The organism is Maricaulis sp. (assembly GCF_039978735.1).
Taxonomy (GTDB): Bacteria; Pseudomonadota; Alphaproteobacteria; order Caulobacterales; family Maricaulaceae; genus Maricaulis.
This window is the reverse complement of sequence record NZ_JBDWAS010000054.1, coordinates 1-21,202: the sequence shown is the minus strand read 5'-3', so window position 1 is coordinate 21,202 and position 21,202 is coordinate 1. Positions and strand designations below refer to the sequence as shown.

The 21,202-nt window shown below is 63.0% G+C and carries 20 protein-coding genes and 1 pseudogene; 10 read left to right on the top strand and 11 right to left on the bottom strand.

Annotation, left to right across the window (positions count from 1 at the left end):
* Positions 1–141: 141 nt before the first annotated feature.
* Positions 142–756, bottom strand: a pseudogene (locus tag ABJO18_RS16225) (ParA family protein); the annotation flags it as partial.
* A gap of 251 nt (positions 757–1,007) precedes the next feature.
* Here ABJO18_RS16225 and ABJO18_RS16220 point away from each other — a divergent pair.
* From ABJO18_RS16220 to ABJO18_RS16210, 3 genes are all read left to right on the top strand, one after another.
* The gene (locus ABJO18_RS16220) at positions 1,008–1,193 is read left to right on the top strand and encodes a YqaE/Pmp3 family membrane protein (protein WP_291885344.1); all 186 of its coding nucleotides are present in this window, start codon (positions 1,008–1,010) and stop codon (positions 1,191–1,193) included.
* A gap of 93 nt (positions 1,194–1,286) precedes the next feature.
* Positions 1,287–1,649 carry a DUF4112 domain-containing protein gene (locus ABJO18_RS16215; protein WP_348507461.1) on the top strand — a complete coding sequence of 121 codons (363 nt, stop codon included), beginning with the start codon at positions 1,287–1,289 and terminating at the stop codon, positions 1,647–1,649.
* A gap of 52 nt (positions 1,650–1,701) precedes the next feature.
* A complete protein-coding gene (locus ABJO18_RS16210; RefSeq protein WP_348507460.1) occupies positions 1,702–2,217 on the top strand; it encodes a DinB family protein in 516 nt (171 codons plus the stop codon).
* A gap of 961 nt (positions 2,218–3,178) precedes the next feature.
* Here the strand turns inward: ABJO18_RS16210 and ABJO18_RS16205 are convergent.
* The 3 genes from ABJO18_RS16205 to uvrB all read right to left on the bottom strand — a co-directional run bounded on the left by ABJO18_RS16205 (position 3,179) and on the right by uvrB (position 8,739).
* The gene (locus ABJO18_RS16205) at positions 3,179–5,488 is read right to left on the bottom strand and encodes a UvrD-helicase domain-containing protein (protein WP_348507459.1); all 2,310 of its coding nucleotides are present in this window, start codon (positions 5,486–5,488) and stop codon (positions 3,179–3,181) included.
* Positions 5,489–5,502: 14 nt separating this feature from the next.
* Positions 5,503–6,318: a hypothetical protein gene (locus ABJO18_RS16200; protein ID WP_348507458.1), complete on the bottom strand. Its 816-nt coding sequence runs from the start codon at positions 6,316–6,318 to the stop codon at positions 5,503–5,505.
* A 261-nt stretch (positions 6,319–6,579) separates the two neighbouring features.
* Positions 6,580–8,739 (bottom strand): excinuclease ABC subunit UvrB, encoded by a 2,160-nt coding sequence (gene uvrB, locus ABJO18_RS16195; RefSeq protein WP_348516011.1) that lies wholly within the window; start codon positions 8,737–8,739, stop codon positions 6,580–6,582.
* 165 nt (positions 8,740–8,904) lie between these two features.
* Here uvrB and ABJO18_RS16190 point away from each other — a divergent pair, with 165 nt between their 5' ends.
* Complete coding sequence (locus tag ABJO18_RS16190; protein WP_348507456.1) at positions 8,905–9,336, top strand: response regulator; 432 nt, start codon at positions 8,905–8,907, stop codon at positions 9,334–9,336.
* Between the two features lie 58 nt (positions 9,337–9,394).
* Complete coding sequence (locus tag ABJO18_RS16185; protein ID WP_348507455.1) at positions 9,395–9,856, top strand: response regulator; 462 nt, start codon at positions 9,395–9,397, stop codon at positions 9,854–9,856.
* Here the strand turns inward: ABJO18_RS16185 and ABJO18_RS16180 are convergent.
* Together ABJO18_RS16180 and ABJO18_RS16175 are read right to left on the bottom strand one after the other, a co-directional pair.
* Positions 9,835–10,446 carry a lipocalin family protein gene (locus tag ABJO18_RS16180; protein WP_348507454.1) on the bottom strand — a complete coding sequence of 204 codons (612 nt, stop codon included), beginning with the start codon at positions 10,444–10,446 and terminating at the stop codon, positions 9,835–9,837. The two genes, ABJO18_RS16185 and ABJO18_RS16180, sit on opposite strands and share 22 nt — an antisense overlap.
* 143 nt (positions 10,447–10,589) lie before the next feature.
* The gene (locus tag ABJO18_RS16175) at positions 10,590–10,982 is read right to left on the bottom strand and encodes a DUF3775 domain-containing protein (RefSeq protein WP_348507453.1); all 393 of its coding nucleotides are present in this window, start codon (positions 10,980–10,982) and stop codon (positions 10,590–10,592) included.
* Positions 10,983–11,187: 205 nt separating this feature from the next.
* On the opposite strand from ABJO18_RS16175, the gene ABJO18_RS16170 reads away from it, so the two are divergent.
* Positions 11,188–11,694, top strand: coding sequence for a response regulator (locus ABJO18_RS16170; protein ID WP_348507452.1), 507 nt, complete (start codon positions 11,188–11,190; stop codon positions 11,692–11,694).
* Between the two features lie 8 nt (positions 11,695–11,702).
* On the opposite strand, the gene ABJO18_RS16165 is transcribed toward ABJO18_RS16170, so the two are convergent.
* The 5 genes from ABJO18_RS16165 to ABJO18_RS16145 all read right to left on the bottom strand — a co-directional run bounded on the left by ABJO18_RS16165 (position 11,703) and on the right by ABJO18_RS16145 (position 16,847).
* Positions 11,703–12,035: a hypothetical protein gene (locus ABJO18_RS16165; protein WP_348507451.1), complete on the bottom strand. Its 333-nt coding sequence runs from the start codon at positions 12,033–12,035 to the stop codon at positions 11,703–11,705.
* 89 nt (positions 12,036–12,124) lie between these two features.
* Positions 12,125–13,147 carry a beta-eliminating lyase-related protein gene (locus ABJO18_RS16160; protein WP_348507450.1) on the bottom strand — a complete coding sequence of 341 codons (1,023 nt, stop codon included), beginning with the start codon at positions 13,145–13,147 and terminating at the stop codon, positions 12,125–12,127.
* 31 nt (positions 13,148–13,178) lie between these two features.
* The gene (locus ABJO18_RS16155; RefSeq protein ID WP_348507449.1) at positions 13,179–13,955 is read right to left on the bottom strand and encodes a hypothetical protein; all 777 of its coding nucleotides are present in this window, start codon (positions 13,953–13,955) and stop codon (positions 13,179–13,181) included.
* A gap of 85 nt (positions 13,956–14,040) precedes the next feature.
* Positions 14,041–14,628, bottom strand: coding sequence for a class GN sortase (locus ABJO18_RS16150; RefSeq protein WP_348507448.1), 588 nt, complete (start codon positions 14,626–14,628; stop codon positions 14,041–14,043).
* On the bottom strand, positions 14,622–16,847 hold the full coding sequence (locus ABJO18_RS16145; RefSeq protein WP_348507447.1) for a marine proteobacterial sortase target protein: 2,226 nt from the start codon (positions 16,845–16,847) through the stop codon (positions 14,622–14,624). The genes ABJO18_RS16150 and ABJO18_RS16145 overlap by 7 nt, the downstream gene beginning before the upstream one ends.
* A gap of 270 nt (positions 16,848–17,117) precedes the next feature.
* On the opposite strand from ABJO18_RS16145, the gene ABJO18_RS16140 reads away from it, so the two are divergent.
* The 4 genes from ABJO18_RS16140 to ABJO18_RS16125 all read left to right on the top strand — a co-directional run bounded on the left by ABJO18_RS16140 (position 17,118) and on the right by ABJO18_RS16125 (position 21,128).
* Entirely contained in the window at positions 17,118–18,749 is a 1,632-nt protein-coding gene (locus ABJO18_RS16140) for a HAMP domain-containing sensor histidine kinase (RefSeq protein WP_348507446.1), read from the top strand.
* A gap of 2 nt (positions 18,750–18,751) precedes the next feature.
* Positions 18,752–19,201 (top strand): response regulator, encoded by a 450-nt coding sequence (locus ABJO18_RS16135; RefSeq protein WP_348507445.1) that lies wholly within the window; start codon positions 18,752–18,754, stop codon positions 19,199–19,201.
* A gap of 135 nt (positions 19,202–19,336) precedes the next feature.
* Complete coding sequence (locus tag ABJO18_RS16130) at positions 19,337–20,542, top strand: pyridoxal phosphate-dependent aminotransferase (protein ID WP_348507444.1); 1,206 nt, start codon at positions 19,337–19,339, stop codon at positions 20,540–20,542.
* Between the two features lie 118 nt (positions 20,543–20,660).
* The gene (locus tag ABJO18_RS16125) at positions 20,661–21,128 is read left to right on the top strand and encodes a Dps family protein (protein WP_271188164.1); all 468 of its coding nucleotides are present in this window, start codon (positions 20,661–20,663) and stop codon (positions 21,126–21,128) included.
* Positions 21,129–21,202: the final 74 nt, after the last annotated feature.

Below are 21,202 nucleotides of genomic sequence, written 5' to 3'. Positions count from 1 at the left end.
GGGCCGGTCCTCCAGCGCGATCTCCTCTTCGCCATCGTCCAGGCCGGCCATGCCGGCGCGAGCGGGGGTGAGAATGTCCTGTTCGAAGGTCTGGCGCGGTGCCCGGTCGAGCATCGCCATCGAGTCGCCGCGCAGGCGGAACAGGCGGTCCTCGAAATAGGCCCACAGATTGGCGACTTCCTGGGCCGAGCGGCCGGTCTCGTTGACCTCGCCCACCGTGCGCCCGTCAATCATCGAGGCGGCGAAATCGACCCGGTGGTGCAGCGTGACCGGGGCGACGGTGCCGTGCTGGGAGAGGGCGACGGCGGTCTCGCCGGTGATCCGCGCCCGCGCCGTGGCGGAATTGACCACGAAGACCAGCGGCTTGCCCTGCATCTGCACGATATCCACCGTCGGACCGACCGCGCGCAGATCGTGCGGGCTGGGGCGTGTGGGGATCACGACGAGATCGGCATGGGTGATCACTTCGGCGATGGTGGAGGTGACCGCCGGCGGCGTGTCGATCACGATCAGCCGGTAGCCGGCGCGCTCGAGAAAATCGATATCGCGGCCCAGATCCGGCACCGAGACCTGGGCGAAGGCCGGCGTCTCGCTGGCCCGCGCATTCCACCATTTCGCCATCGAGCCCTGCGGGTCGGTGTCGATCAGCGCCACCGGACCGGCGCCGCAGCGCTCGGCCTCGACGGCCATGTGGGCCGACACGGTGGTCTTGCCGGATCCGCCCTTCTGCGAGGCAAACACGACGACCTGGGCCATGCGCCGGCGCGGTTTTTCTTCGGACATCGCTCACCTCTCAACCCGCCCGTCCTGGACGGTCCCTCTGGTGCATCCGCGATTGATGAAAGCAGCGATGTCTTGCGGCCCGGTTCAGTGCGACGCCCGGATTTGAGGCGAATTTTCGCCGTATTGTCGCAGTCTGCTGCAATGCACGTGCTGCAGGCCGCGCGGGAACGCTTCTCTGCGTCCGCACGTTGCAGGCGCAGGATCAATCAGAAGGGACGCATGTCATGGCACAAGAACAGACCGTCACCGGCGGCGATATTCTCCGCATCATCGCCGCCATCCTCCTGCCGCCCCTGGGCGTCTTCCTGCAGGTGGGTATCGGCGCCCAGTTCTGGATCAATATCATCCTGACCATTCTGGGCTATATTCCGGGGATTGTTCACGCGGTGTGGATTATTGCGCGCCGTTGACCTGTCCAGCGGAAGTGGGCACCGGTTCCGCGGTTCGGACAGGTCGACCACTTAAAACCCGTGACACACCCGGTATTCCGGCGAGGTAACTGGATGGCGAAACTCCCCGTCTCTAGGGCGGATGAGAAGGCGCGGATCGAGCGGCTGGCGCGCTGGCTCGATGCGCGCTTTACCATTCCCGGCACCGGCATCCGTTTCGGACTGGACAGCCTGATCGGCCTCGTGCCGGGCGTGGGCGATCTCGCCATGTTCGCCCCGGCGCTCTGGATCATCATCCGCGCCGTGGCGCTGGGCGCACCGGCGCACCTCATTGTCCGCATGGCGATCAATACCGGTCTCGACCTGGTGATCGGCGCGATTCCCGTGCTGGGCGATCTGTTCGACCTGGGCTTCAAGGCCAATCTGAGAAATGCCCGCCTCGTGTCACGCTGGCTGGATCGCACCGGGGACGGCTAGCCACACGGCCGCCGGCCTCCTACATCCCCGTCAGCACAACGGGGAGACAGCCATGATATCGCCGGACCATGTGCGCCTGATGGCGCAATACAATCGCTGGCAGAACCGCTCGCTCTACGGCGCCGCCAACACGCTGGACGAGGCGGCGCGGCGGGCCGATCGCGGCGCCTTCTTCAAATCCATCCACACCACGCTGGCGCATATCCTCTGGGGCGACGAGGCCTGGATGTCCCGCCTGGCCGGCCGGCCCTTCCCGGACGGAAAAGGCCTGGAGGCCGACTATCTGGAAACCCGCGACTGGGAGACGCTGAACCGCGACCGCGCGGCCTTCGACGCCTGGCTGATCGACTGGGCGGCCGGCCTCACCGCGGCCGATATCGAGCCCGACCTGCACTGGACGTCCTCGACCGGCAAGGGCCGCTTCGTCACCCCGCGCTGGGTCTGCCTCACCCACCTCTTCAACCACCAGACCCACCACCGCGGCCAGGTCCACGCCATGCTGACCGCCGCCGGCGCCAGGCCGGAGGACACGGATATCCCCTTCATGCCGGATGCGCCGTGGAAGTGAGGTGGGGGTTTCTTCCCCACCACGCTCCACTTCCCTCTCCATTTTTCCCGGATGAAAGCCTGCGCAGGCAGGCTGCAGATCCGGGATCGACCGAAGATCATTTCAAACGATGAGTTTCCCGTAGATCCCGGCACTCCACCCGGCTCAAGGCCGGGCTTCCGGCCGGGAAAAACGGAGGGGCTTTCGGGGGTGAGGGGCGGCCGCGAAACGCAGGCTTGGCCTTGCGCCGGGTATCCATGCGGGATGACAAGGGAGGCTGTTGAAGCTCTCAACCACACCCAAACACCGTCATCCTGACGAAAGTCAGGACCCAGATCGTAAAGGGAGATTTGGGCGAGGCGGGCTCGGATCGCGATCGGCGACGTGCGGAACAAGTGCGAACTCACGAATACCCCGCCCTATGAACTGGGCCCTGACCGAAGCCTGCGCCCGCGAAAGCGGGTGTCAGGATGACGGTGAATGTTCCGGCACCAGCTCCCCTCTCCCCCACCGGGGAGAGGGCAGGGTGAGGGGCGGCCGCGCAGCGGCCACTCAAGGACGGCTCACAGGCCAGGCTCCACCGCGCGCCCGTGCAAGGGCGTCCGCAAACCGCAGGCCGGCGCGCCGCCTCCGCTTGTCCGGGCCAGGCGCGCCCAGGGCGCTGCTCCGCGGTTCCGCACTCAAGCCGGATAGCCGGAGCCGAGCAGGGCCTGGCGCGTCGGCTATTGGGGGTGGAGACGCCGCCGCGCATGAAAGCGCCGGCTTTCTCCCGGCCGCAGGCCCGGCCTTGAGCCGGGCGAGAGCCGGGATCTGCGGGGCGAGCGTCTTGCTTGTCCCCGGCCATGTCAGTCCCGGATAGCGCTGCCGCGCTTCCGGGAGAAAGGCGCTGTGTGGGGAGGGGACGTAGTCGGCGTTTGTCAGCGGAGATTGTATGTGAGTCACTTTCCCTAAGAGTAGTGTCTGTTCCAGATGTTCCGTGGGCTCACTCGGTCAAAAGAAGCTTGCTTTCAATGGCACTAGCCAAAAGTTTGCTTGGCCCTCGCGCTTTATCACCCAACAAATCTACGCGATACTTTGCCCTGCTAACGGCTACATAGAGCCGATTATGAGCAGAGTATGACAGGAAGTTCTTGCTAGCTTCGGCGTCTCCGTTGGCGCTCGGAGGAACGCGCCCGTCGTCAACACCAACGATTACGACACCTTGAAACTCTAACCCGCCTACGTAGTCGACATGACCCAAAACAAGATGGCCGGCTTGGGAGGCGGATCTAACAGACATTAGATCGCCACGCTTTTTAAGTACTGTTACTGGTTTGTTTCGCTGTGTAACAATTTCCATCAATTTTTTGAAAATTCTATCATCGAGAGTGGTTATCAATACCTCACTTCGTGAACAATCTAGCGATCTGCAAATGTCTTCTGCGTGAGAAAATGCTCGATTCAGCATGGTCTCGTCGTTTGTGCAGTGAAAATATGTTGGAGTGCTTGCCTTTCTTTCGTCTTCCTCGTTAAAAGCTGATGATGTCGCGTCGCTCGGATTATCGAAGTTTGTAAATAGAGTCGCGCCAGACGACACAATTGAAAAAGCCAAGTTAACGATGTCTGGTGAAGACCTAAATATTGTCTTGAACCGGTCAGACTCCGCCGCGGTTGAGCTTGAAAATTTATCTTCAATAGAATTTTCGATGTCCTCCGTTGTCCATCCCCGATCGCCAACGGCCTGAGACCTGTCGACCGAGTATATAATTGGGTGAGACACATCACGCTTTGTAAAGTAGTGAAAAAGATGAAGTTCGTTTATATTAAATAAGTGTGTTTCATCGATGAAAATTGCATCAAAACCATCATTTACTCTTCTTCGCCGCCAAATTGGCGTATCCAACTGCCCCGTCGTTGAAAGTACTATGTCGTCATTGTCAAAGCTTCCGATCTTTCCAAGCGCATCTTCGTAGTAGCGAAAAATTGTATATACGAATCCCTTATCGGCTTCGTTTTTTGTCGGGATCCCATACTTCAGCGGTGGAACTCGCTTGTATTCATCAATATTTTCTGATGCTCTTCCCTTTATCGAAACGCTGATTTCATGCTGGAGCATCTGAACCACCTTCCAGGCGTCCTCGTTTTTTATAACTTCGATTAGCTCCTTAGACATAAACCGTGCATGGGACTCTAAATCACTCTTTTTTGCCGCAGCGAGAGCGTCGTCGATATAGAGAAGCTGTGTTTCTTTGCTCTCCAAAGCGTCCCGATCTATGAATTCAGTTTCACTAATTGAGTGTCTGAGTTGTTCGCTACAAAGCTCAAAAAGTGTTCGTATCGAAAGCGACTGTCTATCAATTTTTCTATCAAGGTCTTGGAAGTGTTGCGTGTCCATAACGCGAAATGCTTGGGAGATGGCCTCTTTTGTTGCGTGGCTGTGGGTAATAAAGGCGATATTGCAGCTTTTCTTCTCAGCTGATGCCCGGCGAAGCTCGAAAATCGCTTTAAGAATAAGAGAGAGTGTCTTGCCTGTGCCTGCAGCGCCTTCAATTCGATGGGCGCCGGAGATGCCACTCCCTACGAATTTTTTCTGTTGCTCAGTAAGTAAAGGCTGCCAGTCTTCGAATCGGCGAAGCGAACCGATGTTACTATAGGATTGTTCGCTCAATTCAGAGACTAGAAGTGGATTTGATTGGGAAGGTTGGGTTTCGACTTTGATGGGCGGAGCTGGTGGTGTGGCTCGTAGGTCTGTAACTTGATCCAAGACTTTTCTGAAATTGGTGAGCGATGCTTCTTCGCGGTTAGCATCTCCGCTTTCTGTTCCGGCTTTGTAGACGAGAAGGAACCGGCCCTGTTGTCCTCGCTTTTTGAGGCGATCCGGCATTGGGTCCCGCTCCAATACGAACCGAAATGGCTTTGGCAGGTAACCAGGGAATGGGAAGATTACTGCCTTCGTTGTTCCGGCGACGAGCATCTCGGAGAAATTTAAACTGAGTCCCTCCCAGGACTTTTTCGTAAAGCGGGCCAACTTTTGAAACGCGAAAAGGGCGTTGGCGTCTGTGAGACCCGTGAATGCTTCGGCTTGTTCAGCGTCTATCACCAAAAATTTTGTGTCTGCTTGGATAGGTGTACCGGTGAGGAAAACGTGACCAAGGCGATGGGTTACACAAATCTCAGGTGCTATTTTCGCAGAATGGGCTTGGCCTGTTATTACTGCGGCGAGGGTCTTTCCTTGCTCAAATTCGACGGATTGCATCTGACGGCTCGATACAATGCGTTGGATTGTTTCGGCGTCAATCGTAAGCGTCTTCATGGATGTCCCCCATTCTACGGGTGCTGTTCTAGTAGTTTGGCTACCTGATCGGGAGGAGGATCCGGAAGTCCTATGCGCCCGAAAAGGAACGATACTGATTGCAAGACATGTTCGATATTTGGCGATGTCAGGACGCCGACTGGCATGGCGAAGCTGGTTGGATCAGAGCTGAGATAGCCAATCCACTCGTCTTCTGTCTCGGCTTCTAGGTCGATTCCTGAAGCGATGCCCGACGCTAAACTTTGGGGCAGGTATCGGATTTCGCGTAGAAGTGCGACATATCCGTTTGAGTTTGCGTTTGGTTCTATGTCTGGTAAATAGTAATGACCTGATAGTCTGTGGCTAATTAGCTCTCGTGTAATTATTTCGGCCTCTTTTTTGTACTTTGTGAAAAGTTGCGATACGGATTCCGCGTTGTGTTTGGTGCATGATTCAAGAAACTCAATTTTCTCGCAAGATTGCGCTATTGCATCGGAGAATTTTGATTTTTTACTTTGTATCAAATCGTGATATTTCTCAATAATGTCTCTGTGCGAGTGTGTGTTTAGGAGGCTTTCAGGAAGTTCTACATTCTTTAGGCAATTTCTGAACGTGGCGTTTTCATTTCTTTTTGAACGTTCTCTAAGAATGTCAAATCCGTCTACATTGAGCCAATCTTTAAAGTGGGTGACGGGAATGTAATTAAGTATTGGAAATTTTTTTTGTTCGATATCGCATCGCGCTGTTATGACAACTCCGAAAACTTCTTTTGTTCGATATCGCTCTGCCTTTGCGCAGCAAAAAATTAAACCTTGGTCGAGTTTGCCTACGATTGGGTCAGTGACGCGCATTTAGCTTCGGTGTTGTTTGCTAGCTGAAATGCGAACTATGCACATGCATCCTTCCGTTGCAACGATTTGCTGTCGACCCGCAGGGAAACAATGCTTTTCCAACAGCCGAAACCTCAATCGCCTTCATAGTCACTTTCTCATTTCCTCCTCGTTCTGACTGGATTCGAGGTGCAACCGCGCTTCGGTCATGCACTCAACCCCTCACTCCCCACGCAACTTCGCTATCCTCCTTCGCTGAAGCTTCGGACGACCAAACCGCCGCTACTCCCCCCTCAACCCCATAATCTCATCCCTCAGCTTCGCCGCCGTCTCAAACTCCAGATCGGCCGCCGCTTCCCGCATCCGCTTCTCCAGATCGGCGATCACCGCCGTGATATTCTCTCCGGCCAGCGCGGCCTGACCGCGATCCGAGACGCCGCTCGGCTTGCCGCTGGCTTTCTTGCCTCTCCCCTTGCTCGCGACTCCACGTCCCTTCGCCTGGCTCTCCATCACTTCTTCCAGGATGTCGCTGATGCCGCGGGTGATGGTGCGGGGGGTGATGCCGTGTTCTTCGTTGTAGGCGAGCTGTTTGGTTCTCCGGCGTTCGGTTTCGTCCATGGCGCGCTGCATCGAGCCGGTGACGGTGTCGGCGTAGAGGATGACTTTCGAGTCGGCATTGCGGGCCGCCCGGCCGATGGTCTGGACGAGGCTGGTTTCGGATCTCAGGAAGCCTTCCTTGTCGGCGTCGAGAATGGCGACCAGGCCGCATTCGGGGATGTCCAGGCCCTCGCGCAACAGGTTGATGCCGACGAGGACGTCATAGACGCCCAGGCGCAGGTCGCGGATCAGCTCGATCCGCTCCACCGTGTCGACATCGGAGTGCATGTAGCGGACCTTGAGGCCCTGCTCATGCATGTATTCGGTGAGGTCCTCGGCCATGCGCTTGGTGAGCGTGGTGACGAGGGTGCGCATGCCGCGCTCGGCGGTGGCGCGGGCCTCGTCGATCACATCATCGACCTGGGAGGCGCCGTCCTTCGCCACCGGGCGCACCTCGACCGGCGGGTCGATCAGGCCGGTCGGGCGGATCACCTGTTCGGTGAAGACGCCGCCGGTCTGGTTCAGCTCCCAGGAGCCCGGCGTGGCGGAGACCGAGACGGTCTGCGGCCGCATGGCGTCCCATTCCTCGAATTTGAGCGGGCGGTTGTCGAGGCAGGAGGGCAGGCGGAAGCCGTGATCCGCCAGGGTTTTCTTGCGGTTATAGTCGCCCTTGTACATCGCGCCGAGCTGCGGGATGGAGACATGGCTCTCATCGGCGAAGACGAGGGCGTCTTCCGGGATGTATTCGAACAGGGTGGGGGGCGGCTCGCCCGGCTTGCGGCCGGTGAGGTAGCGGGAATAATTCTCGATACCGGCGCAGGAGCCGGTCGCCTCGAGCATTTCCAGGTCGAACTCGGTGCGCTGCTGCAGGCGCTGGGCCTCGAGCAGCATGCCCTCGGCCTCCATCCAGGCGAGGCGTTCCTTGAGCTCCTTCTTGATCTGGACGATGGCCTGGTTGAGCGTCGGGCGCGGTGTGACGTAGTGCGAATTGGCGTAGAATTTCACGCTCTTCAGCTCGGCCATCGCCTTGCCGGTGAGCGGGTCGAACTCGGTGATCGCCTCCACCTCGTCGCCGAAGAAGGAGATGCGCCAGGCGCGGTCGTCATAGTGGGCCGGGAAGACCTCCAGATTGTCGCCGCGGACGCGGAAGGTGCCGCGGATGAAGGCGGCGTCATTGCGCGTGTATTGCAGATCGACCAGCCGGCGCATGATTTCGCGCGGATCCACCTCGTCGCCGGGCTTCAGCTCGAACGTCATGGCGGTATAGGTCTCCACCGAGCCGATACCGTAGATGCAGGACACCGAGGCGACGATGATCACGTCGTCGCGCTCCAGGATCGAGCGGGTGGCGGCGTGGCGCATCCGGTCGATCGCCTCGTTGATCGAGCTTTCCTTCTCGATATAGGTGTCGGTGCGCGGCACATAGGCCTCGGGCATGTAGTAGTCGTAATACGACACAAAATACTCGACGGCATTGTGCGGGAAGAAGCTCTTGAACTCGCCGTAGAGCTGGGCCGCCAGCGTCTTGTTGGGGGCCAGGATGAGGGCCGGGCGCTGCACCGCCTCGATGATCTTGGCCATGGTGAAGGTCTTGCCGGTGCCCGTCGCGCCGAGGAGGACCTGGTCGCGCTCGCCGCTGGTCAGCCCCTCCACGAGCTCCGCGATCGCTGCCGGCTGGTCGCCCATGGGCTGGAATTCGGACACGCAGCGGAAGCGCTCGCCGCCCTCGGACTTTTCCGGACGGTCGGGCCGGTGCGGCGTCCAGGCGGCCGGCGCGGACGGCAGCTGGTCCAGCACGAAGTCTTCGGGCGCGGTGAGGGTATCGTCGACGGTGAGCTTGGTCATGCGCCGAATATGCGCACTCCGGCGCCGCTCGGCCAGTGCTGCGGGTGCAGGCGGGGTGAGGTCCCTGCCAGCGTTATGTCATGAGGGGTCATACGGAATGATCCGCCGGTCACCGGGCGTTAAGCATGCAGCGCGCATAGTGGAGCCTTAACAAGGGAGGCCCCGATGTCCGAGCTTGCAGACAGTGCCGTCAACATTCTTCTGGTCGATGACAGCCCTTCGGTGCGCACCGTCCTGCGAACCCTGCTCTGCGGCCTTGGTGTCACCCGGATCTACGAGGCGACCGACCGCGAAGAGGCCTTCATCATGGCCCGCGTCTGCCGGCCCGACCTAGCGCTGATCGATCATGATCTGGGCCGGACGAGCGGGGTGGAGCTGATCGCCGCCTTCCGCGATACCGCGACCAGCCCGATGCCGGAGCTGCCGCTCATCCTGCTGGCGCCGACGGGTATGGAATACCTGGCCGAACAGGCGCGTGAAGCCGGTGCGGACGCTGTCCTGCCCAAGCCGGTCACGGCGCGCATGCTCGGCGAGCGCATCCTGCAGCTGACCGGTCAGGCCGAAGCCGGCGAAGCGCTGGCCCGCAAACAGGCCTGATCCCCCTCACGCTCACTCACCGGCGCCGTGGAGCGGGCCGGTCTCGTACGGCGGTTCCATGCTGGATGGATTGAGAATCCTGGTCGTCGAGGACATCCCCTCGATCCGCAGCCTCATTGCCCGGCTGCTGGAACGCCTCGGCTGCGGCGATGTCTATGCGGTCGGCAATATCGCCGACGCCTTCACCTATCTCGACACGCTCGGCTTCGATGCCGTTCTGCTCGACTACGAGCTGGAGCACGAGAACGGGCTGAGCCTGGTGCGCCGCCTGCGGCGCGATGCGTCGGTCCGCAATCACCATGTCTCGGTCATCGTCCTCACCGGCCACACCGAAACCGCCGTCATGCAGGCGGCCGTGCAGTCGGGGGCGAATTCCTACCTCGTCAAACCCGTCAAGCCGGAGCGGCTGGGCGAGCGCATCCTGGATGTGCTGTCGGCGCGCAATGAGCCGCGCCCCGGCGACGATCCGGACGCGCCGGACCGCCCCGATGCCGACACCTACTGGGTGCTGGAGGGCTGATCGCTGGCTGCGGCCGGCAGGCCGTCGCGCGGCATCGCTTCGAGACTTGCCCATTGCTGCGGGAAGATCAGGCCCTCGGTATCGAAGCCGCGCTCGCGCAGATCGGCCAGACGGGCCTCGATGAAGGCGTCGCCGGGCTGCGGCTCGCGGGCGAGGATCCACAGATAGCGGCCCTGCGCTTCGGAAATCACCGCCCAGCTATAATCCTCGCCCAGGTCGATCACCCAGTAATCCCCGAAGAAGGGGCCGAAAAAGCTCACTTCCAGCTTGGCCGTGTCGGCGGGGTCGGGATAGCGGGCGCGTCCCTCGGCGATGTCCAGCTCGCCGTTTAGCGTGTTCTTCCAGCAGCGATTGATAACGCCGACCGTGCCATCCGGCTGCGGCGTGTAGAAAGCGGTCACGCCCTGGCAGTCGCGCTCGAAACTGTGGTCGGCGCGGGCGATCTCGAACCACAGCCCGGCATAGCGCTGCAGGTCGACGGCCTCGACGGTCTGCGGCGGCGTGTCGCCAGCCAGGCGGTCGCGCGGCGGGGAGCAGGCGGCGAGCGCCAGCAGGGGCAGGATGAGGGGCAGGATCAGGGCAGGGCGCATGGGATCTCCGGACATCTGGCGATGCCGGTACAACTAGCGCGGTGCCGTGCCGGTTCCAGCCTGCCGCCGGGATGGCGTGCCGCCGGGAAGATGTGTCCCCGGGAAGGCGCGTCGCCGGGAAGGCGTGTCACCGGGAAGGCGTGTCAGGCGTCGTCGTAGACGTCGGCCTCGATCACCGCATCCAGGCCGATCTCCAGCTGGTCGCCCAGCAGCGGTGCGCCGAGCAGGTATTCCGCGGTCGAGCCGGTGCGGCGGGCGCGCGCCTCGCGTACGGCGTCGGGGAAGTCCGCGCCGTCATAATCGCCGCGGCCGATCCAGTAGAGCGCGACGAGTTCAGCCTGGGCCTCCTCGTCCAGCGAGTCGATCCAGTCCTCCAGCTCGGAGCGGATCGGGTCATTGTCGCCGGTCTGCAGCGTCTCGACGGCATCCGTCTCGCCGCTGTCCGGGTCGCGCTCATAATCCTCGATCGTTTCCTTGCTGTCATAAGCCCGGGCCTGAAGGACCAGTTTCCGGACCATTTCTTCCGCAATATTCATGACGACGCCCTTTCGGTCGGTTGCGACAGCCTCGGCGGTACAAAAAAACACTAGCACGGATCAGGCGGCGCGCGGAGCAGCGAGGCGGGGATGCGGCACTTCGGCACATTCGCGCGGTTCTGGCCAGTGCGGTCAAGACTTGGTTAAGGACGAATTGGCACTATCGCGGTGCACACCTGATTCACCGCGGCCCCCAAGAGATTCCATGTCCGGCAGCTTCGACCGTATCCGCGTCCTGATCGTCGAGGACAATGCGCACATGTCGACCATCCTGCGCACCATCCTGCAGGGGTTCGGCGTGCGCACGATCGTCGAGGTGCGCGATGCGGCCGACGCGTTCGAGACCATGCGCGACGTCAATCCGGACTTTGCCCTGGTCGACTACATGCTGGGCGATCTGAACGGGCTGGAATTCACCCGCCTGGTCCGCACGGCGTCGGACAGTGCCAACAAGTATCTGCCGATCATCATGGTGACGGGCCACACGGACCGTTCGAAAGTGATCGAGGCGATCAATGCGGGCGTCAACGAATACCTGGCCAAACCGGTCCGCCCGGTGGATCTCTTCCATCGCATCACGGCGCTGATCGAGCGGCCCCGCCGCTTCATCAAGGCCTCGACCTATTTCGGTCCGGACCGCCGCCGCCGCCAGGACCCGCGCTATACCGGCCCGTGGCGCCGGTCGACGGACGAGGAAAAGGCTGCGGGCTGAGGCCTCGCTCACGCCGCCGCATCCAGATCCACTTTCCGGTAGACCGAGAAGACGATGACCACGTCCTGGGCACCCACAGCCTTGCGTTTGCGGATAATGGTGCCGAAATCGGGATTGTTGACCAGATAGTCCGGGCCGATCCGCACGAGCTCCTCGCGCGCGATCAGGGCAGTGTCACAGCTCAGGGGCGCGCCGCATCCGGAATGGCAGGCCATGGCGTCGGCCTGTTCGAGAACCCCCGCCATGCGTGCGCCGGCGGCGCGGTCCGAAATCATCACCCGGCCATAGGGATCGAAGCCGAGCTGGTCCAGATCGAAGACGATACCGACATTCGCAGACATGGCGATCTCCCGCGTTGCACGCACAGGATGTACACCTTTTGTTCCGCCCGTTCAAGGGGTGCGCGTTCCGGAAAATCTGTGCGGAAAATCTACGCCCGGGCTGCATCCAGCAGCGCGGAAATCTCGCTGGCCTGCGTGCACCAGCTGGTGACGAAGCGGCAGGAGCCGTCCGGCCACTGATAGAAGCGGGCTCCGGCCGCCACGAGACGGTCGCCCAGCGCTTCGGGCAGGCGGATGAACACCTCATTGCCCTGCACCGGATGCATCACCTCGACACCGTCGAGCGCATCCAGCCCGCCGGCCAGGGCGCGGGCATGGGCATTGGCGGTGCCGGCCAGATCGAGCCAGAGATCATCCTTCAGCCAGGCTTCGAACTGGGCCGCGAGAAAGCGCATTTTCGGTGCCATGTGACCCGCCCGCTTCTGGCGGGCCTGGAGCTCCTCGAACCGGTCCATGACAGACGGGAAGAGGATGATGGCCTCGGCACCGAGTGCGCCATTCTTGGTCGCTCCGAAACACAGCGCATCCACCCCCGCTTTCCAGGTCAGCTCGGCCGGTGTGCAGCCGAGCGTTACCAGCGCGTTCGAGAAACGGGCGCCATCCATGTGCACGAAGGCGGGGCGCGCGTGGATACGTTCCGCGCGGTCGGCCACTTCCGCCGGCGTATAGGCCGTGCCGCTTTCGGTGAGATTGGAGAGTGACAGCACGCGGGCCGGGCTGGAATGGACGAAGCCTTCGGGAATCTCGCCGAGTGCCCGGTCGAGGGCTTCGAGCGATATCTTCGCATGCGCGCCGGCGAGGGGAATCAGCTTGGCGCCACCAGTGAAGAATTCCGGCGCTCCGCGCTCGTCGCGATGAATATGGGCCTCGTCATGGCACAGGATCGCCCCGTGCGCCGGGCACAGGGCTGAGAGCGCGAGTGCATTCGACGCCGTGCCGGAGACTGCAAAGAGCAGCTTCAGATCCGTCTCGAAAATCGTCTTCAGGCGGGCCTCGACCCGGGCCGAGATCTCGTCGGCGCCGTAGGAGGCGGCAAATCCGGCATTGGCGGCGCCGATCGCCTCGATCAGCGCCGGGTGGGCGGGGGCAGTGGTGTCGGACAGGAAATTCATGGCCGCAATGGACTTTGCCGGAGCGTTGGCGTCAATCGCCGAATGCGGGGTCGGGCACCAGCGGGGGGAGACTGTCGCGCATCTGGTCGGCCGAGGAGGTCATGCGCCCCGTCGGGTCGGCCAGGGTCGACTGGCCGTCCAGGTCGCGGACGGGCAGGCCGCGCCCGGTATAGAGGGCGCGGATCTGCGCGCCTGAAAGATTGGCAAAGGCCGCTTCGCCCTTGGCGATATTCTCCGGACTGGCAAACTGCAGCATGTAGAGGCCTTCCGAACCGTCGCTGGGCGGGCAGCCGAGCGCGTCGCGATTGGCGTCGGACGAGGACAGGCAAAAGACATCGCGCACCGCACCTTGCGGTCCACCCACAGCACTTCGGGGCAGAGGCATGGCGTCGCCGATGAACTCGGTCGGCCGTTGCGGCGCGCCGCCACCGCCGGCAGGAACCTCTTCCTCTTCCGATTGCTCCTGGGACACTTCAGGCGCGGACGCCTCTACTCGCTCGGTCGATGGCGCGGGCGGGATCGCCTCCGCGGTCTCGGCCACCGGTTCTTCGGCGACAGCTTCCGGTGTGTCAGGTTCAGGTTGCGCAACAGGTTCCAGATCCGGTTCCACAGCCTCTGCAGGCTGTGGAGGCGGTGGCAGGGTCACGAAAACCACATCGATTGCGTCCGGCCGCTCGATGGAGGCGAACCGGTGCGGCAACAGGATGAGAAGAAGCAGCAAAGCCCCGTTTGCGGCGATCGACAGCGCACCGGCGAGCAAACGGCGGCGCAGGACCTCGGTCGGGGGCGCGAACAACGCAACGCCCAATCCAGCCTCCCTTCGGCCCCCGCCGTGCGTCATGCATAGCGGAGCGCGGCAGGCCTGACCAGTGCGCGCAGGTGTTACGATTGCGTCAGGTGGTCACCGCGACCGGTTCGGCCCAGACGACATAGCGCAAGGGGCCGGGGGTAACGGCGTCGAAGGGCCAGCAGGTCACGAGCGCCAGCCGGGCCGGTCCGCCAATGCCTGTCTCGATGCCCGAGCGGGCCGCCTCGACGATTTCGCTGCCGGTAACCCGGAAGGCGAGCGGCGGTGCGTCCGTCCGTTCGATGATCACGGTCTGGCCCGGTTCGACATGCTGCAGGAAACGGAAATGCGTGTCGCGATGGGCGGCGATCACCGAGATGCCAGCTTCGCCGGGCGCTGCAGAGGCTGTGAGCAAGGAGGGGCCGAAGGCCAGCGCTTCGCCTCCCGCCTCGGCCAGCACGATGGCGTGCTCGCCGAGGGCCGGAACGGAGAGCCGCGCCACGGGCCAGGTATCGGCCCAGGGCCATGGTGTGGGCGCGGTCTCTCCGTCGATCGCACGGGCCCAGGCTCTGGCGAGCAGGACTTGTGCAATTTCAGCCTTGGCACCGATCCAGACACCCTGCCCGACAAGGGCGGTGCCGGCGGCGATGAGGGCCAGCGACGCGGCTTTTGCGAGGGCAGGCAGGCTCAGCATGCGGGCTGCCTCCGCTGCGCCACCCGCCAGGCCAGACCGGAAAGGGCCATCAGGGCGCCCAGCAGGATCAGCCATTCACGCGGCGTTGCGGTTGCCGGCAAGGCCAGCCCATTGCGGGCCTGCACATCGCCTGCCGCGGGCGGCGTGCCGGGGGCGAGGCGGTCGATAAGGGCGGGATCGAGTGCGGCACGGTGCTGCCGCTCCGGGCTGCGGTTCATCACCGCGTCGAAATCCCAGCCGTGCGGCACCATCAAGGGAACATCGCGCGCGGTCAGAGCCTCGTCCGCCGGCCGTGCGGGCGTTACATCGACGGCCACCAGGCTGGTCAGGCGCGAGACGAGATGAAAGTCGAGCGCGGTCTGGAGGACTTCGGCATCGATCGCCTCGGCACTGGCGCCCTGATAGCGCAGCTCCTCGATCGCGCGGATCCGGTTGCGGGCCCACAGCGTGGCGATGCCGTTCGCAGGCCGGGCGGCGGACAGGGACAGGTCCTCCTGCCACAGGGTCTCGCCCATCCGGCCTTCCAGCCGCATGCTGCCGGCCGGACTGTCGAGGCGGGCGGTCATCAGCACCGGTTCGCCATAATAGAGATCCGGCAGCGGCGCGGGCCAGATCTCGCTCAGCGCACCTTCGGGGAAGAGCGCGTCCAGGTCGGTCATCACCGGGCGTTCCAGTGCCGCAAAGAGCGCGTCCATCGCGCCGGCGACTTCGGAAACATCGCCGATATGGGTGAAAGTGCCACGACCGGCGCGCGCTGCGCGGCTCATGAAATAGGTGTTGGGCGCCGAACCGATACCGACCGGGAAGAGGCGCGACCGGCCCAGCCCGTCATGGATGGCGGCGAACAGCGTGTCCTCATTGCCGATGGCGCCGTCCGTCAGGAAGACCACCTGGCGCACGCGCGCCGCGTCCTGCGGCGTGGCATCGACCAGGGCGGCCTGCATGGCGGGCAGCATTTCGGTCCCGCCATTGGCGTCGAGGCCGCGAACGAAGCGCCGCGCCCGGTCGAGATTGTCCCGGGTTGCGTCGACCGGCGCGGGAAAGACCTGCTCCATCGTATTGTCGAAACGGATGACGTTGAACCGGTCGCCGGGCTGCATGCGGTCGAGTGCGCTCAGGAGGGCGCGCTTCGCCTGGCGCATCGAGGAACCGGCCATGGAGCCTGAATTGTCGATCACGAACACCGTCTCGCGCGCCTGGCGAGGCGCATCGCTGCCCAGCGATGCCGGTGGCAGAACCTGGGCGAGAAGATAGGTTTCGCCATTCAGTGTCTGCGTGAAGAGGGCGGCGCTGGGGCGGTCTTCCTCGGCCGGGCGCCAGGTCAGCACGAAGTCGCGATTGGCCGGCACCGGACCGTTGGCGAGCGAGATCCGCGCATCGCCATCGCCCAGGCGCTCGACCAGGGTGGCGTGGTACAGGCTGGCGATCTGTCCGGGTTCGAAACCCGGCTGCAGGCGGGCGGTGATCGAAACGGGCAGGCGCAGGGCGTTTTCCGGTTCGCCATCGGGGTGCATCAAGGGTGGCGTGATGCGGTGGGCGTCTGGCACTGCGGCCGGGGCGTTCGCGCCTTCGGCGACGAATTGCGGTGCATCGGCCGGGATATAGCGCGGCGTGATCGCCAGCGGCACGCGCAGTTCGAACGTGCCATCGGCGAGGCGGGCGACATCCTGGTATTCGATCTGCACGATGATGGTCTCGCCGGGACCGATATTGGCGACCGACGTCGTGAACATGTTGGGGCGTTCCTGCTCGAGCAGGCTGGCGCGCTGGCCGTTTGCCCGGGCGTCCTCATAGATCCGCCGCGCCTGGCGCCGCTCATGGATCTCGCCTTCGATGAAACGGTCGCCGACCTGCATGCGCAGGCGGTCGACGCCGGCGTCGGCGGGCAGGGGGAAGACGTAAATTCCCTCGACCCAGGCATCCGACGGGTTCTCGAAACGCTGGGTCACCGTGGCGCGCGCGACCGGGCCGGCAATATCGAGCGCGATATCGGTCGCGACCAGCGGGGCGGGGATATAGAGCCCGGCATCGACGGTGCGGATCAGCAGCGCGCTTTCTTCCATCTCCGAAAGGCGGACCAGGCCGGCATCCTGAGGCGCCGGCGTGTCGGCCCGGGCCTCCGTCCACAGGAAAAGCGAAACAATGAAGACGGCGATGGCCAGAACGAGGGCGAAACCGCCCTGCGAACCGGACCCGCGGCTGCGGTGTGTGGATGTCATCTGGATACTCCCCGAAACGCGCCGGCCGCCCCGCCTCTGCGAGGGTGCGGCAGGGGGCGGCCGGCCTCCCTGTCCAAAGGTACGCTGGACCGCGATCGCGGATGCGGCAGGGCGGGAATGCGGCGATCAGGGGGAAAAGTGGGGCGATTGCGGGGCGGCTGACGGGGCCACGTGCAGGCAGTTTCGCACGTTTTGTTTGTTTATTGCTTTGCAAACCAGTAGTTTATCGGGGCGCTTGCAACACTTTTGCGCGAGACAAGTCTGGGCTTGATGGGGCTGACGCAAAATCCACCGCATGCCGGACCGGTGCGCCCCCAGGAGGCGCGGCGCGGCTGTATGCGCTTTGTGCTGGAGGGAATCAGCCTCGCGCTGGTCGTTCTCGGCGCTGTGGTGATGGTCGGCTGGTGGGTCCGGTCCGAAACCATCGTCCAGATCAATCCTGAATTCACCCCGATGCAGTTCAATACGGCGCTGTGTTTTCTTCTCGGAGGGACGGGGTTGGGCGCTCTGGCACGGCGGCACAAGTGGGCGGTCCGGGTATGCGCCGGTGCGCTTGCGCTGATCTCGGGCCTGACCGCGCTGCAGTATCTGACGGGCGGGTCACTGGGCATTGATGAGCTCTTTGTAGACCATTTTACAATGGTCGAGACGACCCATCCCGGCCGCATGGCGCCCAATACGGCGTTCGCCTTCCTGCTGAGTGCGGCCTTTCTGGCCTGCGCGGCTCCAGTCTGGCAGCCGGGGCTTTCCAGGAGCCTGCTTCTGGTCTTCAGCCCCGCAATCGTCGGCCTGGCCGTGTTGTCACTGACCGGTTACGCGGCCGGGATCGAGGCGCTGTTCGGCTGGAGCCAGTTTACCCGGATGGCGATCCACACTTCGCTGGGTTTCCTGGTCTTCGGGATCGGCGCGTCGCTGGTGGCCTGGGATGTGGAAGCCCGGCGGGATACGCATCGGTCGTTTGCCCTCATCGCGCCAGCGGTCGTTGCCTCGCTGACCGTGATGGCCGGCCTCTGGCTGGCGCTGGATCACTATGAGGCGCAGCGCCTGGGCATGCTCTGGGCTGTGGCGCCCGATATGGCTGTGCGGTCGGCGCTGCCGGAGATCGTGCTGGCCGCCGGCCTCATGCTGACGGCCCTCATCGGCGTGGCTGTGCATTTCGTCCACGAATCCCGGGAGACCCGCAGCCTGCGCCGGGCCAATGCCGAGCTGATGGCCGCAAACCGGGAGCTGGACAAGTTCGCCTATGTCGCCTCGCACGACCTGAAGGCGCCCTTGCGCGGTATCCGGCAGCTTGCCAGCTGGCTGCGGGCAGATATCGGCGACGGCGCGAGCGCGCGCACCGCGCGCTATCTCGCCCAGCTCGACAGTCGCGCGGAGCGGTTGCAGGACTTGCTCGATGCCTTGCTGGCCTACTCCCGGGTCGGACGGTCCGAACGCGGTCTGACTCGGTTTTCTGTCCGGGAGGCCCTGGAAGCGAATGTGGCGCTTGCCGCTCTGCCGCCAGGCATGGAGGTGCGGCTCGCGGGTGGCGGTGACGAGCTGCTTGCCGACCGGGCCCTGTTCGACATGGTCGTTCTCAACATCGTGTCGAACGCGGCCAAACATCATGATCGCGACCGGGGTGTGATCGAGATTACGGTTCGCGCCGCGCAGATGGCCTACGAGATAGAAATCGCTGATGATGGCCCGGGAATCCCTGAGCAGCACCATGCGCGTATATTCGAGATCTTCCAGACCCTGCGGCCGCGCGACGAGTTTGAAGCCAGCGGCATCGGCCTGGCGATTGTGAGCAAGGCCGCCAAGCTGGCCGGCGCACGCATCCGCGTGGTGTCCGATCCCGCGACGGCCCGCGGAACCCGTTTTGTTGTGGAATGGCCCCACATTCCACCGGCTGAGGAATAGACATGGCGATACAGCCCCATCTTCCGGTGTCCAGAGTGCCCGTCACGCTGTTTGTGGTCGACGATGACGAAATCGACCGGGAGACGATCCTGCGCTCTGTCGAGGAGCGCGGGCTCGAGAATCCGGTGCGCACGGCCCGGGACGGTGAAGAAGCGCTGGAGATCCTGAAAGGGCAGGGCGGCGAGCCGATCAGGACGCCCTACCTGATCCTGCTCGATCTCAACATGCCCCGTATGAACGGGATCGAATTGCTGCGGGAGATCCGCCGCGACCCGGCACTGCACCGCGCGGTGGTCTTCGTGCTGACGACCTCGAACGCCGAGACCGACAGGATGGCAGCCTATGATCTCAATATCGCGGGCTATATCCTGAAGGCCAAGGCCGGGCTGGAGTTCGAGCGTGTAGTCGCGCTGATCGACCAGTTCGAACGCAGCGTCGAATTCCCCAACTAGACAGGCCGAGCATCATTCCCGCCAGCCATGCAAAAACGCTGTGCGGTTTTGGCGATACTGCATGGCTGGGCTATTGGCGGGCCCGGAAAGCCCGACTAGGGTCGTGTCTTCGCATACAAGATCCGGGACACTGTCATGACCTTTACGCCCTCCGCTGCGCTGCAGCGCGTGCAACCCTCCGCCACGCTCGCCGTGACCCAGAAGGCCCGCGACCTGAAGGCGAAGGGCATTGACGTCATTTCGCTGGGTGCCGGCGAGCCGGACTTCGATACGCCGGACCACATCAAGGAAGCAGCGATCGATGCGATCCGCCGCGGCGAGACCAAGTATACGGCGGTCGACGGCATTCCCGAACTCAAGGACGCCATTATCAAGAAATTCCGCCGGGATAACGGTCTGGAATACACGGCGGCCCAGGTGCATGTGTCCACGGGCGGCAAGCCGGTGATCTACAACGCGCTGCTCGCCTCGGTGAATCCAGGCGACGAGGTGATCATTCCGGCACCCTACTGGGTGAGCTATCCGGAAATGGTGAACCTGGTCGGCGGCACGCCGGTGCCGATCCGTGCCGGCATCGAGAGCCGCTTCAAGATCACACCGGAACAGCTCGAAGCGGCGATCACGCCGAAGACGCGCTGGCTGATCCTCAACTCGCCCTCCAACCCGACGGGTGTCGGCTATACGGCGGCTGAACTGAAGGCGCTGGCCGATGTGCTGCTCAGGCACAGCCATGTCTGGGTCATGACCGACGACATGTATGAGCACATTGTCTACGAGGGCTATGAATTCGCGACCATCGCCCAGGTCGAGCCTAAACTCTATGACCGCACGCTGACGATGAATGGCGTGTCCAAGGCCTATTCCATGACCGGCTGGCGGATCGGCTATGCCGGTGGCCCGCAGGCGTTGATCAAGGAAATGGGCAAGGTCGCCTCGCAGACCACCTCCAACCCGTGCTCGATCAGCCAGTGGGCGTCGGTCGCGGCGCTGAACGGCGATCACGGCTTCCTGGAAGCGCGCAACGCCGCCTTCCTGCGCCGCCGGGATCTGGTGCTCGAAGCAATCAACGCGTCAGACGGTCTCGTTGCGCCGACGCCGGAAGGCGCCTTCTATGTCTTCGCCGACTGTTCCGGCGCGCTCGGCAAGACGGCGCCGGACGGAACGCGCATCGAGAACGACACCGATTTCTGCTCGGCCCTGCTTGAGGCAGAAGCCGTGGCGGTCGTGCCGGGGGTGGCTTTTGGTCTGGAGCCGGGTTTCCGGATTTCCTATGCGACGGATGATGCGTCGCTGAAGGAAGCCGGGCTGCGGATCCAGCGCTTCTGCGCTTCGCTGAAATAGGTATAGGCGAAGTTTATGGCTGACCCAATTAATCCTCATTTGAATTATGAGGGTCGGGGGCTCATATAGGAACCGATGCCGCGGCCCGGCCGCACGCGAACCAAAAATGGAGAACACAATGAGCATCAATATGGGTCTGTCCGAAACGCAACGCGAAACCATGGCCAAGGCCGTGACCGCCGTTCTGGCCGACACTTACGCGCTCTACTTCAAGACGCACGCCTATCACTGGAACGTCACCGGTCCGCGTTTCCACGATCTGCACGGCCTGTTCGAAGCCCAGTACAACGAGCTGTGGACGGCGACGGACGAAATTGCCGAACGCATCCGCGCCCTCGGCCTTGTCGCGCCGCGCACCTATAACGAGATGGCCGAAGCCGCCTCGATCAAGTCCGGCGGTGAGGAGACCCAGGCCAATGACATGCTGAAGGATCTGGTGAAGGGGCACGAGGCCGTCGTCGCCACGATCCGCAAGGCGCTGTCGCTCGCGGACGAGAATAATGACGAGGCGACTGCCGATCTGCTCGCGCCACGCGTGACCGCGCACGAGAAGGCGGCGTGGATGCTGCGCTCCACGATCGGCTGATCCGCTGTTCCGATATGCCATGGCGCCAGATCTTCTGGCGAAGGAGAGGCCCCGGAAGCCCCGCTTCCGGGGCG

Bases quoted from the DNA above. Each gene is read 5' to 3' on its own strand.
- ABJO18_RS16140 (WP_348507446.1), top strand. From the start codon at position 17,118: ATGGGGCTGACGCAAAATCCACCGCATGCCGGACCGGTGCGCCCCCAG.
- ABJO18_RS16175 (WP_348507453.1), bottom strand. From the start codon at position 10,982: ATGAATATTGCGGAAGAAATGGTCCGGAAACTGGTCCTTCAGGCCCGG.
- ABJO18_RS16215 (WP_348507461.1), top strand. From the start codon at position 1,287: ATGGCGAAACTCCCCGTCTCTAGGGCGGATGAGAAGGCGCGGATCGAG.
- uvrB (WP_348516011.1), bottom strand. From the start codon at position 8,739: ATGACCAAGCTCACCGTCGACGATACCCTCACCGCGCCCGAAGACTTC.
- ABJO18_RS16190 (WP_348507456.1), top strand. From the start codon at position 8,905: ATGTCCGAGCTTGCAGACAGTGCCGTCAACATTCTTCTGGTCGATGAC.
- ABJO18_RS16135 (WP_348507445.1), top strand. From the start codon at position 18,752: ATGGCGATACAGCCCCATCTTCCGGTGTCCAGAGTGCCCGTCACGCTG.
- ABJO18_RS16125 (WP_271188164.1), top strand. From the start codon at position 20,661: ATGAGCATCAATATGGGTCTGTCCGAAACGCAACGCGAAACCATGGCC.
- ABJO18_RS16165 (WP_348507451.1), bottom strand. From the start codon at position 12,035: ATGTCTGCGAATGTCGGTATCGTCTTCGATCTGGACCAGCTCGGCTTC.
- ABJO18_RS16130 (WP_348507444.1), top strand. From the start codon at position 19,337: ATGACCTTTACGCCCTCCGCTGCGCTGCAGCGCGTGCAACCCTCCGCC.
- ABJO18_RS16185 (WP_348507455.1), top strand. From the start codon at position 9,395: ATGCTGGATGGATTGAGAATCCTGGTCGTCGAGGACATCCCCTCGATC.
- ABJO18_RS16200 (WP_348507458.1), bottom strand. From the start codon at position 6,318: ATGCGCGTCACTGACCCAATCGTAGGCAAACTCGACCAAGGTTTAATT.
- ABJO18_RS16145 (WP_348507447.1), bottom strand. From the start codon at position 16,847: ATGACATCCACACACCGCAGCCGCGGGTCCGGTTCGCAGGGCGGTTTC.
- ABJO18_RS16160 (WP_348507450.1), bottom strand. From the start codon at position 13,147: ATGAATTTCCTGTCCGACACCACTGCCCCCGCCCACCCGGCGCTGATC.
- ABJO18_RS16180 (WP_348507454.1), bottom strand. From the start codon at position 10,446: ATGCGCCCTGCCCTGATCCTGCCCCTCATCCTGCCCCTGCTGGCGCTC.
- ABJO18_RS16205 (WP_348507459.1), bottom strand. From the start codon at position 5,488: ATGAAGACGCTTACGATTGACGCCGAAACAATCCAACGCATTGTATCG.
- ABJO18_RS16150 (WP_348507448.1), bottom strand. From the start codon at position 14,628: ATGCTGAGCCTGCCTGCCCTCGCAAAAGCCGCGTCGCTGGCCCTCATC.
- ABJO18_RS16220 (WP_291885344.1), top strand. From the start codon at position 1,008: ATGGCACAAGAACAGACCGTCACCGGCGGCGATATTCTCCGCATCATC.
- ABJO18_RS16210 (WP_348507460.1), top strand. From the start codon at position 1,702: ATGATATCGCCGGACCATGTGCGCCTGATGGCGCAATACAATCGCTGG.
- ABJO18_RS16170 (WP_348507452.1), top strand. From the start codon at position 11,188: ATGTCCGGCAGCTTCGACCGTATCCGCGTCCTGATCGTCGAGGACAAT.